Annotated in this window: 11 protein-coding genes; 10 read left to right on the forward strand and 1 reads right to left on the reverse strand. The window is 62.8% G+C overall.

All coding sequences use genetic code 11. The features are described 5' to 3' along the window. From flgC to flgL, 10 genes are all read left to right on the forward strand, one after another. On the forward strand, window positions 1–408 hold the full coding sequence (flgC, locus tag AC1RRC_RS30140; RefSeq protein ID WP_493059436.1) for a flagellar basal body rod protein FlgC: 408 nt from the start codon (window positions 1–3) through the stop codon (window positions 406–408). Window positions 409–410: 2 nt separating this feature from the next. After that, complete coding sequence (locus AC1RRC_RS30145; protein ID WP_493059437.1) at window positions 411–1,094, forward strand: flagellar hook assembly protein FlgD; 684 nt, start codon at window positions 411–413, stop codon at window positions 1,092–1,094. A 29-nt stretch (window positions 1,095–1,123) separates the two neighbouring features. Further along, window positions 1,124–2,683 carry a flagellar hook protein FlgE gene (locus AC1RRC_RS30150; RefSeq protein ID WP_493059438.1) on the forward strand — a complete coding sequence of 520 codons (1,560 nt, stop codon included), beginning with the start codon at window positions 1,124–1,126 and terminating at the stop codon, window positions 2,681–2,683. 14 nt (window positions 2,684–2,697) lie between these two features. Next, on the forward strand, window positions 2,698–3,444 hold the full coding sequence (gene flgF, locus AC1RRC_RS30155; protein WP_493059440.1) for a flagellar basal-body rod protein FlgF: 747 nt from the start codon (window positions 2,698–2,700) through the stop codon (window positions 3,442–3,444). Between the two features lie 52 nt (window positions 3,445–3,496). Beyond that, complete coding sequence (flgG, locus tag AC1RRC_RS30160; RefSeq protein ID WP_493059441.1) at window positions 3,497–4,279, forward strand: flagellar basal-body rod protein FlgG; 783 nt, start codon at window positions 3,497–3,499, stop codon at window positions 4,277–4,279. 10 nt (window positions 4,280–4,289) lie between these two features. Then, complete coding sequence (locus tag AC1RRC_RS30165) at window positions 4,290–4,943, forward strand: flagellar basal body L-ring protein FlgH (protein ID WP_493059443.1); 654 nt, start codon at window positions 4,290–4,292, stop codon at window positions 4,941–4,943. A gap of 2 nt (window positions 4,944–4,945) precedes the next feature. Further along, entirely contained in the window at window positions 4,946–6,049 is a 1,104-nt protein-coding gene (locus AC1RRC_RS30170) for a flagellar basal body P-ring protein FlgI (protein ID WP_493059444.1), read from the forward strand. A 7-nt stretch (window positions 6,050–6,056) separates the two neighbouring features. Then, window positions 6,057–6,992, forward strand: a complete 936-nt coding sequence (gene flgJ / locus AC1RRC_RS30175) for a flagellar assembly peptidoglycan hydrolase FlgJ (RefSeq protein ID WP_493059445.1) — start codon at window positions 6,057–6,059, stop codon at window positions 6,990–6,992. 115 nt (window positions 6,993–7,107) lie between these two features. Further along, entirely contained in the window at window positions 7,108–9,075 is a 1,968-nt protein-coding gene (gene flgK / locus AC1RRC_RS30180) for a flagellar hook-associated protein FlgK (protein WP_493059446.1), read from the forward strand. Between the two features lie 13 nt (window positions 9,076–9,088). Then, window positions 9,089–10,348, forward strand: coding sequence for a flagellar hook-associated protein FlgL (gene flgL / locus AC1RRC_RS30185; RefSeq protein ID WP_493059447.1), 1,260 nt, complete (start codon window positions 9,089–9,091; stop codon window positions 10,346–10,348). A gap of 221 nt (window positions 10,349–10,569) precedes the next feature. On the opposite strand, the gene AC1RRC_RS30190 is transcribed toward flgL, so the two are convergent. Beyond that, a complete protein-coding gene (locus AC1RRC_RS30190; protein WP_493059448.1) occupies window positions 10,570–18,762 on the reverse strand; it encodes an SPM autocatalytic domain-containing protein in 8,193 nt (2,730 codons plus the stop codon). Window positions 18,763–18,819 lie beyond the last annotated feature (57 nt).

Raw genomic sequence — 18,819 nt, forward strand, 5'->3', positions numbered from 1 at the left:
ATGTCGCTGTTTAATATTTTCAATGTTTCCGGTTCGGCCATGAGTGCGCAGGCGCAGCGGCTCAATGTGGTGGCCTCCAACCTGGCCAACGCGGACAGCGCCACCAGCGCCAGCGGCGAAGCGTACCGCGCCAAGCAGGTGGTGTTTGAAGCGCAGCCGTCGCAGGTGAATGGCGCCGCCACCAGCGTCAAGGTGCAGCGCGTGATCGAAGATCCGTCGCCGTTGAAACAAGTGTATGACCCCAAGCATCCGATGGCCGATGACAAGGGCTACGTTTCCATGCCCAACGTGAACGTGGTCGATGAAATGGTCAACATGCTGTCGGCCTCGCGCTCGTACCAGACCAACGTGGAAACCATGAACGCGGCCAAGACCCTGCTGCTGAAGACTTTAACGATCGGACAATAATCATGAGCGTGACTAACACCGCCGTTGCCCAGGGCCCATCCGAAGCCCTGCTGAATTCGGTCAATCCCAAGAAGGCCACGTCGAAGGACGCGGTCTCGGCCGAGCAGGATAAATTCATGACCCTCCTGGTGACGCAGCTGAAAAACCAGGACCCGATGAATCCGCTGGATAACGCCGCTGTCACCAGCCAGTTCGCGCAGCTGTCCACCGTGACCGGCGTGAACAAATTGAACGACACGCTGGAATCGCTGAAAGCCAGCTATAAATCGTCGGAAAGCCTGCAGGCGACCAGCCTGATCAACCACGGCATCCTGTCCGCCGGCAAGACCATCAATGTCAGCGAAGGCAAGGGCCTGTACGGCATCGACCTGGCCACGCCGGCCGACAGCGTCGACGTGCAAATCTTCAGCCCGTCCGGCAAGCTGGTGAAAACCGTCAGCCTGGGCGCGTCCGAAGCCGGTTCCGCGCCGCTGGCGTGGGATGGCAAGATGGACGATGGCGCCACCGCGCCCGATGGCAAATACAGCTTTAGTATCACCGCCAAGCGCGGTGGCGAAGTGTTGAAGGATGCGACGTCGCTGTCCTTCAATGTGATCCAGAGCGTCTCGACCGGCTCGGCCGGCGTCAAGCTGAACCTGCCTTCGGGCGCGCAGCTGACGATGGATGACGTCAAGCAAATTCTGTAATTCTGTAACCCACACCACCAGGGGATATCATGTTCCAGCAAGGACTTTCCGGCTTGAATGCCGCGGCAAAAACGCTCGACGTTATCGGCAATAACATCGCCAACTCGGCCACGGTGGGGTTCAAGCAGTCGCAGGCGCAATTCGCCGACCTGTATGCGAATTCGCTGAACGGCGTGTCGGGCAACAATGCCGGTATCGGTGTGTCGGTCTCGCGCCTGGCGCAGCAATTCACCCAGGGTAATATCGAAACCACCAATAACCCGCTCGATATTTCCATCAACGGTGGCGGCTTCTTCCGCCTGACCACGCCGACCGGCGCGGTGCAGTACAGCCGTAACGGCCAGTTCTTGCTGGACAAGAATGGTTTTGTCACGAATGCGCAGGGCAATTTCCTGTCCGGCTACCAGGCCAATAAGGATGGCGTGATCCTGCAGGGGGCGCCGGATCCGATCAAGATCGATTCGTCGGACCTGGTGCCGGTGGCAACCACCAAGGCCAACTTCGAGTTGAACCTGGACTCGCGCAGCCTGGTGCCGGCCAAGGTGCCATTCGATGCGCTCGACCCGCTGACGTACAACAAGCAGACCGTGCTGGACGTGTTCGACAGCCTGGGTAATCCGCACGTGCTGTCCACCTATTATGTGAAGACCGCCGCCAATACGTGGGACGTGTACGCCGGCAGTGATGGCCGCGAGCGTTCGGCGGCCCTGGTGGCCTCCTCGGTCAACAATGATCAGAACGTCATTGATGCGCGCGCGGCGTACCAGGCCGCATTGCAGACCGGTGTTGCAGCGGATATCGCCACCGCCAACCTGAACTTCTCCAGTATCGCCGGCAATGCCATGCTGGCGGCCTTGAATGACTTGCCCAACACGCTGGGTGTGACCCCGACCCAGACGCAAATCGATACACTGACGGCGGCCTTCACCGCACCGACCGACGTTGGCGCTATCGTCGGCACTAATCCAGATGAAATCATGCGCAAGCTGGGCGATGCGGTCAGTGCGCCGGCCATCAAAGTATCGACCCTGATCTTCGACGCACAGGGCGCGTTGAACACCACGGCGATGACCAACCTCGACCCGCTCAACACACTGCCGTTCACCATCACCCTGCCGATCTTCCCGGACACGGGGGCGACCGAGCCGCTGACGATCCAGACCAACTTCGTCGGCACCACGCAATACGGCATCAGCACCAGTGAAAAAGCGTCCACGCAAGACGGCTACTCGTCCGGTCACCTGGAACGTTTCGCGGCTGGCGCCGATGGCGTGATCCTGGGCCAATACAGCAACGGTAAATCGCGTCCGCTGGGCCAGATCGTGCTGGCCAACTTCACCAGTGTTGATGGCTTGACCCCGCTCGGTAACAATGCGTGGGTGGAAAGCTCGGCCTCCGGTGCGCCGCAAATCGGCGCGCCAAGTACCGGCACCCTGGGTTCGCTGCGCTCGTCGTCGGTGGAATCGTCCAACGTGGACTTGACGGCGGAACTGGTCAACATGATCACGGCGCAGCGCGTCTACCAGGCCAATGCGCAAACCATCAAGACGCAAGACCAGGTGCTGCAAACCCTCGTGAACCTGCGTTAATAAAGGAGTAGCCCATGGATAAGCTGATTTATACCGCCATGACCGGCGCGCGCCACTTGCTGGAACAGCAGGCGACCGTGTCGAACAACCTGGCCAATGTCAGCACCACGGGCTTCCGCGCCCAGCTCGATTCGTTCCGCGCGGTGCCGGTGCAGCAGGATGGCGGCTTGCCGACCCGGACCTTCGTGGTCGACAACACGGTCGGCGCGGATTTCCGCGCGGGCCCCATCATGACCACCGGCCGCGCGCTCGACGTGGCGGTGCGGGGCGAGGGCTGGATCGCGGTGCAGGCGTCCGACGGTTCGGAAGCCTATACCCGCAATGGCAGTTTCAAAGTCAGTGAAAACGGGCTGCTGCAAACCACCAGCGGCCAGACCATCCAGGGCGAGGGCGGTCCGATCGCGATTCCGCCTGACTCCGATATCGCCATTGCCGGCGACGGTACCGTCAGCGTCATCAGTACCGGCCAGACCCAGCCGGGGCCCGCCAATATCCTCGGCCGCATCAAGCTGGTCAATCCCGACACGAAGGAGCTGGCGCGCGGCGCCGATGGCTTGTTCCGCCAGAATTCCGGCCAGCCGGCCGATTTCGATGCCCGGGTCAGCCTGGTCAGCGGCGCGCTGGAAGGCAGCAACGTCAGCGCCGTGGACTCGATGGTCAACATGATCCAGCTGGGCCGCGCGTTTGAAATGCAGATGAGCCTGTTGAAGAATGCCGAGAATAACGCGGCGAAAGCTACCCAGATCATCGCTTTGAATTGACACCTCTCCCTCCATAATGGCTGTGTGGTAAAGCCAATTAGGGAGAGAGATCATGATACGTTCGCTGTGGATCGCCAAAACCGGCATGGAAGCGCAGCAGACGCAAATGGACACGGTTGCCAACAACCTGGCCAACGTCAGCACCAACGGCTTCAAAAAATCCCGCGCCGTGTTCGAAGACTTGCTGTACCAAAACGTACGGCAGCCCGGCGCACAATCATCGCAGCAAACCAATCTGCCTTCCGGCATGCAGGTTGGCACCGGCGTGCGCCCGGTCGCGATCGAACGGATCTTCACCCAGGGCAATCCGCAGGCGACCGGCAACGATAAAGACTTGATGGTCAACGGTAACGGCTTCTTCAATGTGCTGTTGCCCGACGGGACCACGGCGTACACGCGCGATGGCTCGTTCCAGCGCGATGCCAATGGCCAGATGGTGACGTCGAGCGGCTTCGTGCTGCAGCCCGCCATCACGGTCCCCATCAATGCGCAAAGCATCACGGTCGGCCGCGACGGCACCGTGTCCGTGACCCTGCCGGGCCAGACTGCCGCGCAGCAGATCGGCAGCATCCAGCTGTCGACCTTCATCAATCCGACCGGCCTCGAATCCAAAGGCGAAAACCTGTACGTCGAGACCGGCGCATCGGGCGCGGCGCAAGCCAATACGCCCGGCACCAACGGCACCGGCGTGATCCTGCAAGGGTACGTGGAAACGTCGAACGTCAACGTGGTGGAAGAGATGGTCAACATGATCCAGACCCAGCGCGCGTACGAGATCAACAGCAAGGCCATCACCACGTCCGACCAGATGCTGGCCAAGCTGTCGCAACTGTAAGGGGATTGCCATGACCAAGGTCTTGTTTGCCGTAGCGAGCCTGCTGGCGCTGAGCGCCTGTGGCACCACGCCGACGTCCATCGTGCAGCAGCCCACCACGGCGCGGCCGCTGTCGATGGCGCAAATGCAGCCCGCCAGCAATGGCGCGATTTTCCAGCCGCAAGCGTACCGCCCGCACTTCGAAGACCGCCGCGCACGCCACGTGGGCGACGTCATCAATATCGTCATCACGGAAAAAACCGCGGCCGTCAAAGCCGGCGCCACCTCCGGCAGCAAATCCGGCAGCCTGGCGTTCACCACGCCGGGCCCGTTGGCGGCCAGCCTGGGCGCCAGCGTGGCCACCTCCGGTTCCAGCAAGTTTGCCGACGCGGACAACCAGAGCGCCAGCAACACCTTCACCGGCAACATGGGCGTGACGGTGGTGGAAGTACTGCCGAACGGGAACCTGATTGTCGCTGGCGAAAAACAGATCGCCATGAACAAGGGCACCGAGTTCATCCGCTTCTCCGGCATGATCAATCCGGACGCCATCACCAGCGGCAACACGGTGGTGTCGACCGCCGTGGCCGACGCCCGCGTCGAATACCGCACCAACAGCAAGATCGACCGCGCGGAAATGAATTCCATGGTGTCGCGCTTCTTCCTCAGCCTGCTGCCATTCTGACCATGAAGAACGCTATCAAAACCCTGTTCCTGGCCGCGCTGCTGGCGCTGGCGCCGGCAAGCCACGCCGAGCGCATTAAGGACCTGGCCAATATCGCCGGCGTGCGCAGTAACCAGTTGATGGGTTACGGCCTGGTGATCGGCCTCGATGGCACCGGCGACCAGACCACGCAAACCCCGTTCACGGTGCAAACCATCGCGTCGATGCTGCAGCAAATGGGCATCACGTTACCGTCCGCCGCCAGCCTGCAATTGAAAAACGTGGCGGCCGTGATGGTGACCGCGTCCCTGCCGCCGTTTGCCCAACCGGGCCAGTTGCTGGACATTACCGTGTCGTCAATGGGGAACGCGAAAAGCTTGCGCGGCGGCACCTTGCTGATGACGCCGTTAAAAGGCGCCGATGGCCAGGTGTATGGCATGGCGCAGGGCAATATCCTGGTGGGCGGTGTCGGCGCGCAATCGGGCGGCAGTTCGGTGGTGGTCAATCACTTGTCGGTGGGCCGGATTTCCGGCGGTGCCACGGTGGAGCGCGCGGTCGCCTCGAATGTGGGCGAAAACAATATGATCCGCCTGGAATTGAAGGAAACCGATTTTGCGACGGTCAGCCGGGTGGTGGAAGCCATCAACGACAAGTACGGCGCCGGTATCGCCTACGCGCTCGATGGCCGCGTGATCCGCGTGCAGGCGCCGTCGTCGTCGGACTTGCGCGTGTCGTTTATCGGGGCGCTGGAAGCGCTGGATGTGAACCCGGCCAAACAGGCGGCCAAGGTCATCATGAATGCGCGCACTGGTTCGGTGGTGATGAACCAGGCCGTGACCCTGGAAACTTGCGCGATTTCACATGGCAACCTGTCGGTCTCGGTCAGCACCGACCCGCAAGTGAGCCAGCCCAATGCCTTGTCGGCGGGGCAGACCGTGGTCACGCAAAACAGCCAGATCGATATCAAAAAAGACAGCGGCAAGGTCATGATGGTGAACGGCGGCGCGTCGCTGTCCGATGTCGTCAAGGCCTTGAACGCGATTGGCGCCACGCCCCAGGATTTGCTGGCCATCCTGCAGGCGATGAAGAGCGCGGGCGCCTTGCGCGCCGAACTGGAAATCATCTGAGGCCGCCATGATCCGTCAAAGTCCCGTCTCCACCGATCTGTCCGCGACGCTGGCGTCCGACGTCAAGGGCATGGGCGGATTGCGCCAGCAAGCCAGGGAAGGCTCGCCGGAAGCGCTGAAAGGCGCCGCCAAGCAGTTTGAATCCATGTTCCTGAACATGGTGATGAAAAGCATGCGCGACGCCACGCCGCAAGACGGCATGATGGACAACCAGCAAACCAAGACGTTTACCGCCATGCTGGACCAGCAAACCAGCCAGAACCTGGCCAACAAGGGCATGGGACTGGCCGACGTGCTGGTGCGCCAACTGTCACAGACCCAGAATGCGCAGGCGCTGAAGCTGGGCGATGACAGCGCGTTGACCGGACTGGACGGCACCTCCGCGCTGGCGGCGCAGCGCTTGCAAAAGGCGCTGGAAGCGGTGGGCGGCGCGCAGCCGGCCGCCAGCCTGACGCCGCAGCAGGAAGCCGCCCGCGCCAACCAGTCGCCGCACGTGCGCGCTTTCCAGGACAAGCTGGGCAGCCATGCCGATGAAGCCTCGAAATCTACCGGCATTCCGGCCAAGTTCATGCTGGGCCAGGCCGCGCTGGAAAGCGGCTGGGGCCGCCGTGAAATCAAGGGACGCGACGGCACCAACAGCCACAACCTGTTCGGCATCAAGGCCGGTCCGGAATGGAAGGGCAAAACCGTGCAGGCGGTCACCACGGAATATGTCAACGGCGTGGCGCAGCGCCGGGTTGAAAAATTCCGCGCCTATGACAGCTATGCGGACAGCTTCAAGGATTATGCGCGCCTGCTGAGCAACAACCCGCGCTATGAAAAAGTCATGGCCAGCGCGGGCGATGCCACCAAGTTCGCGCAAGGCTTGCAGCGCGCCGGTTATGCGACCGACCCGAATTACGCCGCCAAGCTGACCAGTATTATCAAACGGTCACTGGTTTAAGCGGTATCAGGATGGCAATCTTGCCCGGGGCGCGGTACTGTAGCCGCCCGGAATTTCAAGTTTTGGCGCAGCCTGCCGTAGACTACACAGATCCAGCAAAAAAGCACACTTCATCATGAGTATCCTCAGCGTCGGTAAAACGGGTTTAATGGCGGCACAGATCGGTCTGTCCACGACCGGGCACAACATCGCCAACGCCAACGTCGAAGGTTACAGCCGCCAGACGGTGTTGCAGGGCAATGCCCAGCCGGAAGCCACCGGTGGTTTCTTCCTCGGCACCGGTACCACGGTGACGGCCATCGTGCGCCAGTATGATGATTTCCTCAACAAAACGTTGATGAATGCCCAGTCGACGCAGGCTGAGCAAAATGGTTACTTTTCACAGATCAGCCAGATCGATAATTTGCTGGCCGATTCCACTTCCGGCCTGTCACCGGCGCTGCAGGATTTCTTCAAGGGCGTGCAGGATGCCGCGTCCAATCCCGCCACCGATGCGTCGCGCAGCGCGCTGCTGTCGACCGCCAATACGCTGGCGGGCCGTTTTCACAGCATGAGCGAGCGCCTGACGGAAATCGGCGAGGGCGTCAATGCCGAAGTCACGACGACGGTTGGCCAGATCAATTCGTATGGCAGCAAGATTGCCCAGCTCAATAACGATATCGCCGGCCTGTCCGCCGATGCGTCGCGCATGCCGAATGACTTGCTGGACCAGCGCGACCAATTGATCCGCGAATTGAACAAGATGGTCAAGGTCAACGTGGAAAAGGGCGCCAGCAACACGTTGACGGTATCGATCGGTACCGGCCAGCCGCTGGTGATCGGTAACCGCAGTTACCAGCTGGCCACGCAGACCTCGCTGTCGGACGTGAACAAGTTGTCGATCGGTTATGTGGCCGGCGACAAAGTATCCAGCTTGCCGGACAGTGCGCTGATGGGTGGGGGCACCTTGGGCGCGCTGTTGAAATTCCGCGGTGAATCGCTGGACCAGGCCCAGGCGCAATTGGGGCAGGTGGCCGCCGGGATCGCCGCCGCCTTCAATGCCCAGCACCAGTTGGGGCAAGACCGTAATGGCGCCATCGGCGGTAATTTCTTTAAAGATATTGAAGTCGGTGTCGGCATCGACAAGCGTAACTCGCCGCTGAGCACGGCGACGGTCACCGGTATCGTCAAGGATGCCAGCGCGCTGACCACCAGCACCTATGACTTGAATTACGACGGCACCAACCTGTACCTGAAGCGCCAGTCGGATGGCCAGTCGACCGTGATTTCGCCGTTCCCGCAAACGGAACCGCAAATGATCGACGGTGTCGAATATACGATTACCGGCACGCCGGCGACAGGCGACCACTTTGAAATCAAGCCGACCGTGAATGCGGCGTCGACGATCAGCGTGGCGCTGACCGATGTCGGCAAGATCGCGCTGGCGGCGCCGGTCACCACCAATGCGCCGTTGACCAACACCGGCAATGGCAAGATCAGCGCCGGCGTGGTCGATGCGGATTTCCTTGATCCGGCCAATACGCTGAACGGCACGGTGACTCTGGCGTATGACCAGGCGGGGGGCGGTTTTACCGGCTTCCCCGCCACGCAGGACGTGGTGGTGAAAGGCGTCAACGGCGCCTCGACCACCTATGCGGCCGGCACCACGCCGATTCCCTATACGGATGGCGACACGTTCACCTTTGGCGGCATCAGCGTCGCGATTTCCGGCACGCCCGGCAACAACGATACGTTTGCCGTCACCGCCCCGAACGCGGGCGGCACCAAGGACAACCGCAACGGCGCACTGCTGGCCGGTTTGCAAACCAAGAATGTTTTAAATAACGGCAAGGCCACGTTCCAGAGCGGCTATGCCGCCATGGTCAATGCGATCGGCAACAAGGCGCGCGAAGTGCAGATCGGCGGGCTGGCGGCCGACGCCGCCGCCGAGCAGGCCACCAATGCGTACCAGAGCGTGGTGGGCGTGAACCTGGATGAGGAAGCGGCGGAATTGCTGCGCTACCAGCAGGCTTACCAGGCGGCGGGCAAGGTGATGCAGATCGCCAGCCAGCTGTTTGACGTGCTGGTCTCGCTGGGCCGCTAAGGAGTATTGAAACATGATCATGCGCATCAGCACCAAGACGATTTTCGACCACGGCAAGAGCCAGCTGTCGTCGCTGCAAACCAATATGTCGAAGATCCAGCAACAGCTGGCAACCGGCCGCAAAAACCTGGCGCCGTCCGACGACCCGATTGCCACCGCGCGGGCGCTGGAAATCACGCAATCGCAATCAGTCAATACGCAGCTGGTGACCAACCGCCAGAATGCCCGTTCTTCGCTGTCGCAGGAAGAAGTCGCGCTGGCATCCACCACATCGCTGCTGCAAGACATCAAAACGCTGTCCGTGAACGGCGGCAATGGTTCGATGACCAACCAGGACCGTGCCATGATCGCGGTGGAACTGGAAGCCCGCCTGGCCGACTTGCTGGGGGTGGCCAATACCGCCGATGGCACCGGCGGCTACCTGTTTTCCGGCTACAAGGACAGCGTGCCATTTGCCAAGACGTCGGCCGGCGCGATTTACCAGGGCGACCAGGGGGAACGCGCTCTGCAAGTGGGCTCGACCCGCTCGCTGGCCATCAGCGATTCCGGTTCGTCGATTTTTGAAAACAATGTCACCGGCAATGGCACGTTCCAGACCGGGGCCGACCCGGCCAACGTCACGCGGGGCGGCAGCGGCATTATTTCCCCTGGCTCCGTCACCAACGCCAATGCCGTGACCGACCACCAGTATGAAATCAATTTCAGCGTGACGCCGGGCTCGCCCGGCATCCCCGCCGTCACCACATACACGGTGATGGACATGACGTTGAACCAGCCGGTGCCGGCCAATCCCGTCCCGCCCGATCCGATTCCGTACAAGAGCGGTGAAACCATTGCGTTTGACGGGCTGCAATTCGAGATTCATGGCAATCCCGCCGACCTGGACAAGTTCACCGTCAACCCGAGCGCGAAAAAATCCGTGTTCGAGACGGTGCAGGACGTGATCAATGCCTTGCGCTCGGATGCGACGGGCGAAGTGGGACAGGCCAAGCTGAACAACCTGCTCAATATCGCCAACTCCAACCTCGACAATTCGATCGACAATGTGCTGTCGGTGCGCGCCTCGGTCGGCGCACGGCTGAAGGAAATGGATTACCTCGACAGCGCGGGTGAAGACTTGAATATCCAGTACGCGTCCACCTTGTCCGACTTGCAGGATATCGACACCATCACGGCGATTTCGAATTTCACGCAACAGCAAATCAGCCTGGAAGCGGCGCAAAAGTCGTATAAAACGCTGACCAGTCTGTCGCTGTTCAACTTCATCGGCTAATCTCCGCTCCGCCTGATCCTCCAACGCCCGGTGCACCGACAAGGTGCCCGGGCGTTTTTGCATGGCGTTTCCACCGCACCATGTCACACCCTGGGGTCAGACCCAATTTATGACAAAAGTGGACATTTTTTGAAGAGATATGTCCGCTTTTGTCACATTAGGGGTCAGACCCCAGGGGGGGACATCGCCATGGAAAACGGGGCCGCAGCCCCGTTGGTGTGTTACTTCGCTGCCAGGATGCCTGGCGGCGGCTCTCTGCGTTTCTGCTCGTCGGTCAGCTCGGCTGCGGCACTGTTGCCGGCGCCGGCGTGGCGATCGGCATAGCTGCGCAATTCGCGCGCCAGCTGGTCGGCGCCGGCCGCCAGGGTGGCGGCACCGGAAGGCGCCGTATCGTGCCACGCCAGGCCGCCTGCCACGCCGGAGGCGCCGGCGGCAAAGCCGGACATCGCCTGCGTCAGCGAGGTGACCTGCTCGCGCAGGGACGCCGCGCCGTCATTGCGGCTGGTGGCATACCAGACGTCGGCCACGCCTTGCCGCACGCCTTCGGTGGTGACGTAGCTGCTGCGCAGGCCGATCCAGTTGCCGGCATCCTTCTCGCTGACCTTGATGCCGCTGGTGGCGATGCTGGCGACACCCGCATCGGCCAGCGCGCGCAGTTCGCCGGCCTGGCTGACGCCATCGGCATTGCCATCGACCCACATGCGCAAGTCGCCATAGACCGCATCCTTGCTGTCGATCACGCCATCGGCATTGCTGTCCAGCTCGGCCAGGGCGGCAAAGCCGTCGCGGGCGCGCTGGCCATTGGCCAGGGTGGTCGAGGTGCCGAACAATTCGCCGCCATCATTGATGACGCCGTCATGGTTGCGGTCCAGTGCCAGTAAACCGTCGCCTTTGCCGGCCCAACCCGTTTGGACCGGCTGGCCGGTGGCAAACAGGTCGAACTGTACGCCGTCCTCGATCGACAGGGTTTCGATGCCGTCGCCATCGAGGTCGAACTGCAACGGGCTGCCCAGCGGCGACGCATCTTTTTGTTCCGTGGTCAGCACTTCTAGCTGCGCCGCGGTAAACGCTTTGACTTGCGTGGACGTGAAGCCGGCGAATTCCGCCACCGTCATGTTGACCAGCTGGTCGGTCGTCAGCGCCGCGACTTGCGTCGCCTTCAGCGCCCGGATTTGCGAGGTCGACAGCAGGCCGATACGGTCGGTGCCGATCGCAGCGATCTGGGTGGTGGTCAGCAGCGCCACCTGGGTCGATTTCAAGACCTGGAAGTCGGCCACTTCCATGGCGTTGAGTTGCAGCGTGTTCAGGGCGGCCAGCGCCCGCGCCGACAGCGCATTGAGCTGGGCGCTGGTCAGCATGGCAATCTGGGCCGTGCTGAGCGCGGCAATGAATTGCGTGCTGAGGGCCGCCGCCTGGTGCGTGCGCAGCGAATCGATCTGGTCGGCATTGAGCACCGACGCCTGCAAGGTGCTGAGCGCGGCAATCTGGACCGCGGTCAGGCCGGCCAGGCTGCTGAACGCGCCCAATTGCACCGTGGACAGGGCGGCAATTTGCGCCGTGCTCATGCCGGACATGGTGCGCGTGCCCAGCGCCGACAACTGGTCGTTGCTCATGGCCGCGATGTGCTGCGACTTGAGCGCCGCGACCTGGGTGGACGACAGCGCGGCAACGTCGTCGAGCTCGATGGCCGCCACTTGCGCGGTCGACAGATTGGCCAGTGCCGAGGCGGACAGCGCCCGCACTTGCAGGGTGGTCAGGCTGGCGATTTGCGTGGACGTCAGCGCGGCCACCTGGCGCGACGACAGGCCGGCGATTTGCACCGAGCGCAGCGTGTCCATGTGGGTCTGGTCCAGCGACGTCAATTGCAAGGTGGTCAGCGCATTGAGCTGGGTGGTCGTGAGGCTGCTCAGCGTTTCCAGCGCGGCCAGCTGGCTGGTACCCAGCGCGCTGACTTGCGATGTTTTCATGGCGGCCAATTGCACCGACGTCAATGCGGCAACCTGGGCATTCGTCAATCCGCTGATCAAGTCCGTGCGCAGCGCCGCCACCTGCACGGTGGCCATGGCGGCCAAATCTTCCGCATCCATGGCCGCGATTTGCACGGTGCTCAAGCCATTGAGCGCCGCCGGCGTCAGCGAGCGGATCTGGCCCGAGTTCAGCATCGTGATCTGCGCCGAGCTGAGCCACGACAGCTGGCGGCTCGACAGGGCGGCAAATTGCGCCGTGCGGATGGTTGACAGCTGGCTTTCGCCGATCGAGCTCAACTGGTCGCTGGACAGCGCGCCCAGCTGCGTCAGGCCAAAGCCGGACAGGCTCGACAAGGCGCTCAGCTGGCTGCTCGACAGGGCGCGCATTTGCGCCGTGGTCAACACGCTCAACTGCGCCGAGGTCAGTAAGCCCATCTGGTCGGTCGACAGCGACTGCACCTGGTCGGTGGACAGGCTGATGAACTGGCCTGTCGCCAGCGCTTGCAAGTTGTCGGCCGTCATGGCGCGCAATTGCAGGGTCGACAGGCCATCGATGGCTTTCGACGACAGCGCGCGCACTTGCTGTGTACCCAGCATGCCGATTTGCGCCGTGGTCAGCCACGACAGTTGCAGGCTGTTCAAGCCGGCGATTTGCACGGTGCGCAAGGTGCCCAGGTGCGCTTCATCGAGCGATGTCAGCTGCGTGCTGGACAGGCCGGACAATTGCTTGGTGGTGAAGCCTTGCAGGCTGGTCAGCGCAGCCAGGTGGGCCGTGCCCAGCGCCGACATTTGCCCGGTGGTCAGCGCGCTCAGCTGGAGCGAAGTCAGCGCGCCCAGCTCATCGACGGTCAGCGCGGAAATCTGGTCGGTGCGCAGTTTGGCGATCTGGCTCGTCAGCAACGCCGCCAGGTCGTCCACGTCGAGACGGGAAATCTGCAAGGTGCTGAGCGCGGCGATGGCATCTTCATCGATGGCGCGCCATTGCGACGTGCTCAGCGCTGACAGTTGGGCGGTGGTCATGGCGGCCACCTGGCGCGTCGTCATGGCGGCCAGTTGCGCACTGCGCAATTGTTCCAGCTTGGTGTTGTCGAGCGTGGCAATCCGCTCGGTCGGCAAGGCCGCCACTTGCGCCGGCGTCATGAAGACCAGCGAGTCCAGCAAATTGAACTGGGCCGACGACAGCGCCGCCATTTGCGCGGTGGACAGCGCACCCAGTTGGGCCGAATCCAGCGCTTCCAGCTGGGCCTGGCTCAATACAGCCAGTTGCGCGGTGGTCAGCGCCCGGATTTGCGTGGTGCGGAAGGCGCCGAGGTCTTCCGCTTCCAGTGCGGCGATTTGCGCCGTGGTCAGCGCGGCAATGGCGCGGCTGGCCAGCGAGCGGGCTTGCGCCGTAGTCAGCCCGGCGATTTGCGCGGTGTTCAGCACGCTCACCTGGACCGAGGTCAGTTGTCCGATACCGACCGACGACAGCGACGCCAGCTGGTTGGCCGCCAGGACCGACAGTTGCACGGTGGTCAGCGCGCCAACCTGGTTGGAGCGCAGCGCGGCCAGGTCGGCTTCTTCCATGGCGGCGAACTGGGTGCTGGTCAGCGCCGCCAGCGCGCGCGTCGACAGCGCCTGGAATTGCTTGCTTTCCAGCGACGCCACTTGCGCCGTGTTCAGCATTTGTATTTGCGCGGTGGACAATGCAGCCAGCTGTACCGAGGTCAGCGTGGCCAGGCGGTCGCCGCTCATCGATGCCAGCTGGCTGGACGTCAGGGCGGCAATTTGCGTGCTGGCCAGGCCGGCCAAGGTGCTGAGCGAGCCCAGCTGCGCCGTGTTCAGGGCGGCAATCTGTGCCGACGACATGGCGCGTACCGCGACACTGGACAGGCTGGCGACCTGGTCCAGGGTCAGCGCCGCCAGTTGCATGCTATTCAAGACGCGAATCTGCACCGAGGTCAGCGCCGCCAGGTCTTCCACTTCGATTTGCGCCACTTGCGCGGCCGTCAAATTGCCCAAGGCGCGGGTGCTGAGCGCGGCAAACTGTTTGGTGGTCAGTCCGGCAACCTGGGCCGTGGTCATGGCGGCCGATTGCAGCGAGTTAATCGCGGCAATTTGTTGCGTGTTCAACAGCACCAGGTCTTCCACCGTCATCGCGGCAATGCGCGAGGTGGACATACCGCTGATCATTTTCGTCGTGTAATCGGCAATGCGGCCCAGCGACGCCATTTGCGTATCGGAAAACGCGGCCAGTTGCTCCGGTGTCAGCGCGGCAATACTGGTGCTGGTCATCGCGCGCAACTGCAAGGTGGTCATGGCGGTGATTTGCGCCGTGTCGAAGCTGGAAATCTGGCGCGAACTGAGGGCCGGGATATCGTCCACATCGATCGCGGCGACCTGGTCCACCGTCATGGTTTCAATCGCCTTGATGCCAAGCGCACGGATCTGGGCGCTGCTCAGCAGCGCAATTTGCGCCGTGGTCAGGCCGATCATCTGCATCGAGCCGATGCCGGCGACCTGGCGTGTCGACAGCGATTCCAGGTCGGTGTCTTGCAACGTCGGGATCTGGTCGCTGCTCAGCATGGCGACCTGCGACGAGGTCAGGCTGGTCAAGGTGCTGAGCGCCGCCAGCTGGTCCGCCGTCAGCACGGTCAGCGCGGCCGAACCCATCGCGGCTATTTCACGCGTGGTCAGGTCGCCCAACTGGGTCTGGGTCAGCGCTTGGGCAAAGGCGCTCGACAGGCCCGCCATCTGTCCCGAAGTCAGGACGGCAATGTCTTCGTTTTCAATCGCGGCCACCTGGGTGGCGGTCAGCGCGTTCAACAGCCTGGTCGGCAGCGCCGCGACTTGCAAGGTGGTCAGCGCGGCAACCTGGTCAACCGACAGCAGCGCGATCTGGTCCGTGGTGAAGGCGTTCAGCTGGGTCGAGCGCAGCGCCGCCATCTGGGTCAGGGTGATGGCCTGGATTTGCGTGGCCGTCATGCCGACAATTTGCGTGGTGGTGATCGAACCCAGGGTGGACAGGGCGGCGATCTGGTCCGCCGTCATGACATTCAACTGGTCCGAGCTCAGCGCGGCAATTTGCTGCGTGGTGAAGTTGCCCAACTGGGTCACGGTCAGCGCCGCCACCTGGTCGGTGGTGAACGAGGCGATCTGGCGCGTCAGCATGATGGCGATATCGCCGTCTTCGATCGCCGCCACTTGCGCCGCGCTCAGGGCTGCCAGGGTCGAGGTCGACAGGCTGCGGATTTGCGCGGTATTGAAGGTCGCGATATGTTCGGTGGTCAGGGCGCCCACTTGCAGGCTGGTCAGGCCGGCAATCTGGTTGCTCTTCAGCGTAGTGATCTTGTCCACCGCCAGGATACCGATCTGGTCGGTGGTCAGCGCCGCCAACTGGCGGCTCGACAGCGGCGCCAGCGATGACAGTGCATCGAGCTTGGCTTGCGTCAGCGACGCGATTTGCAGGGTCGTCAGGCCGGCGATTTCCTGCGTGGTCAGGTTGCCGAACTGGGTGGCGGTCAGCGACTCGATCTGTTCGGTCGACATGGCCGCCAGTTGCGCCGTGCGCAGCGCCACCAGGTCCGCCACTTCGACGAACGGCAACTGGTCGGTGGTCAGCGCGGTGATTTGCCGGGTGGTCAGCGCGGCGTATTGCTGCGTGGTCAGCGCAATGATCTGGTTGCTGTTCAACACTTGCAACTGCAGGCTGGTCAGCGCGGCAACCTGGTTGGTGCGCAGGGTCGCCAGGGTGGCGTCGGACAGCGACGCGATCTGGTCGGTGGTCAGCGCGGCAATGGCGGCCGTGGTGAATGACGAAATCGACTGCAGCGCGGCCAGCTGGTCGGTCGTCATCGCGGCTTTTTGTTCGGCGGTCAAGCCGGCCAGCTGCGACGTGGTCAGGTTGGCCACTTGCAGCGTGGTCAGGGCGGCGATCTGGCTGGTCAACAGCTTGTTCAGCTGGCTCGAGCGCATGACGATCAGGTCGCTGATTTCTATCGCCTGCAACTGGTCGGAATTGAGCGCCTGCAGCGCGGCGGAATTAAGCGCCTGGGCTTGTCCGTTGGTCAGTGCAATGACCTGGTCGGTGGTCAGGGCGGCGGCCTGCTGCGATTGCAGCGCGGCGATTTGCGACGTTTTCAGCGTGGCCAGGTCGGCGACATCGATCCCGGCAATCGCATCGGAGGTCAGGACCGCCATCTGGCGCGTGGTCAGCGCGGACAGGCTGGACAGCGCATTCAACTGGTCGGTGGTCAGCGCCGCCACCTGGTCGGTCGTCAGGCCGGCAATCAGCGATGTGCCCAGGGCTGGCAACTGGTCGGTGGTCAGCGCGGCAATCTTGTCGGTGGTTAGCGAGGCCAGCTGGCGCGACGACATCACGGCCAGGTCGGTCGATTCGATGGCCGCCATCATGGTGGACGACAGGCCTGCCAGCGCGGCGGTGGACAGGGCCCGCATTTGCGCGCCGGACAGCGCGATCAACTGGTCGGACGTGAAGGCCGACAATTGCTCGCCATTGAGCGCCGCCACCTGGCTGGTTTTCAGGGTGGCGATACTGTCGGTGCTGAGCGCGGCGATCTGGTCGCTGGTCATGGCGCCAAACTGGCGCGACGTCAGCGCGGCCAGCGATGGCAGCGCCGCCAACTGCGCCGTGGACAGGGCGCCGATCTGCAGGGTGGTCAGCGCGGCTTCGGCCGCGGTGGACAGGGCGGCCACCTGGTCGGTGGTCAGCGCCGCGATTTGTTCCGCGCTCAGCTTGACCAGCTGGGTCGTCAGCAGGGCGGCGATATCCTGGGTTTCAATCAGCGGAATCTGGTCGGTGGTCAGCGCCGCCAGGGCCGACGATTTCAAGCCCTGGAACTGGCGCGTGGTCAGCGCGATCAACTGGTCGCTGGTGAGCGCCTGTACTTGTTCATCCGACAGCGCGCCAATCTGGCTGCTGGTCAGGGTCACCAGGTTGCGGGTCGACAGGCCGGCAATCTGGTCGGTGGTCAGTACGCCGACCTGGCGGCTGGTCATGGCGGCCAGGGTGGACAGCGCTTCCAGCTGCTCGGTGGTCAGTGCCGCCACCTGGCTGGTGGCAAACGCGGAAATCGCCGTGCTGTTCAGTGCGGAGAACTGGTCGGTGGTCAGCGCGGCAATCTGGTCGGAACCCAGCTTGGCGATCTGGTTGGTGCGCAGCGCGGCAATGTCGATGGTTTCAATCTGGCCGATTTGCGTGGTGTTCAGGCGCGACAGGAAGGCGGTCGGCATGGACGCGAACTGGCTGGCCGAGAAACCAATGATCTGGTCGCTGGTCAGGCTGGCGACTTGTTCTTCCGACAGGGCATTGAGCTGGCTGCTGCTGAAGCCGGCCACGTCCTGGGTTTCCAGTGCAATGATCTGGTCGCTGGTCAAGCCGCGCAATTGCGCCGACGTCAGCACGGCCACCGTGTTCAGGGCATTCAGCTGCTCGGTGCTCAGGGCTGCGACCTGGACGCTGGTCAGCGACCGCAAGTCGACCGATTCGAACGCCAGCATCTGGTCGGTGGTCAGCGCCGCCAGTTGTTCGTTGGTCAGCGCCACCACCTGGCGCGACGTCAGCGCGGCGATGTCGCGCGTTTCAATCGCAGCGATCTGGGCCGTCGTCAAGCTCGCAATGGTACTGGAGCGCAGCGCCGCCACTTGCGCGGTGGACAGGGCAATGATCTGGTCGGTATTGATCGACGCCAGCTGTTCATCCGACAGGCCGGACAGTTGCGCGGTGGTCAGGCCGGGAATGTCATCGGTCTCGATGGCGGCAATTTGTTCGGTCGACAATAACGCCAACGACGTTGGCGAAAGACTGTTCAATTGCTTGCTGGTCAGCGCGACGATGTGATCGGTGGTCAGCGCCGGCACTTGCAGCGAAGTCAGCGCGGCCAACTGGCTGCTGCTGAGCGAAGCGAGGGCGTCGGTGGACAGGGTGCTGATCTGCAAGGTGTCGAGCGCGGCCAGCGTGGTGCGGCTGATGGCGCCGATTTGCGCACTGTTCAGGACCGCCAGCTGGTCGCTGGTCAGGCCCATCACTTGCAGCGACGTGATGGCGCCCACCAGCGTCACCGTCAGGGCCGAAACGGCATCGGTGCTCAGGCCGGCCAGTTGCTGCGATTGCAGCGATGCGAATTGCGCCGTGCGCAGCGCCGCGATGTCTTCCGTTTCCATGGCCGCCAGCTGGGCCGTGCCGAGGGCGCGCAACTGGGCGGTTTTCAGGGCGCCCACTTGCAGGGTGGTGAGCGCCGGCATCTGGTCGGTGGTCAGCACGGCCAGGTCGTCCGATTCCATGGCGGCGATTTGCTGCGTGGTAAACGCCGGCAGCTGATCCGTGGTCAGGACCACCATTTGTTCCGTCGTCAGGTCACTGATTTCCTCAGTCGTAAAGGAAATCAGCTGATCGGTCGTGAATGCGACGATCTGATCAGTTGAGAAAGTTGGGACGATGGAACTCATGAGTGATTTTCTCCTGGGCGGCTCAATCATGATACACCAGGACTTTCTCCATGGAAA

This window comes from Pseudoduganella sp. GW821-FHT12E03, from assembly GCF_058807115.1.

Bases quoted from the DNA above. Each gene is read 5' to 3' on its own strand.
- flgC (WP_493059436.1), top strand. From the start codon at position 1: ATGTCGCTGTTTAATATTTTCAATGTTTCCGGTTCGGCCATGAGTGCG.
- AC1RRC_RS30145 (WP_493059437.1), top strand. From the start codon at position 411: ATGAGCGTGACTAACACCGCCGTTGCCCAGGGCCCATCCGAAGCCCTG.
- AC1RRC_RS30150 (WP_493059438.1), top strand. From the start codon at position 1,124: ATGTTCCAGCAAGGACTTTCCGGCTTGAATGCCGCGGCAAAAACGCTC.
- flgF (WP_493059440.1), top strand. From the start codon at position 2,698: ATGGATAAGCTGATTTATACCGCCATGACCGGCGCGCGCCACTTGCTG.
- flgG (WP_493059441.1), top strand. From the start codon at position 3,497: ATGATACGTTCGCTGTGGATCGCCAAAACCGGCATGGAAGCGCAGCAG.
- AC1RRC_RS30165 (WP_493059443.1), top strand. From the start codon at position 4,290: ATGACCAAGGTCTTGTTTGCCGTAGCGAGCCTGCTGGCGCTGAGCGCC.
- AC1RRC_RS30170 (WP_493059444.1), top strand. From the start codon at position 4,946: ATGAAGAACGCTATCAAAACCCTGTTCCTGGCCGCGCTGCTGGCGCTG.
- flgJ (WP_493059445.1), top strand. From the start codon at position 6,057: ATGATCCGTCAAAGTCCCGTCTCCACCGATCTGTCCGCGACGCTGGCG.
- flgK (WP_493059446.1), top strand. From the start codon at position 7,108: ATGAGTATCCTCAGCGTCGGTAAAACGGGTTTAATGGCGGCACAGATC.
- flgL (WP_493059447.1), top strand. From the start codon at position 9,089: ATGATCATGCGCATCAGCACCAAGACGATTTTCGACCACGGCAAGAGC.
- AC1RRC_RS30190 (WP_493059448.1), bottom strand. From the start codon at position 18,762: ATGAGTTCCATCGTCCCAACTTTCTCAACTGATCAGATCGTCGCATTC.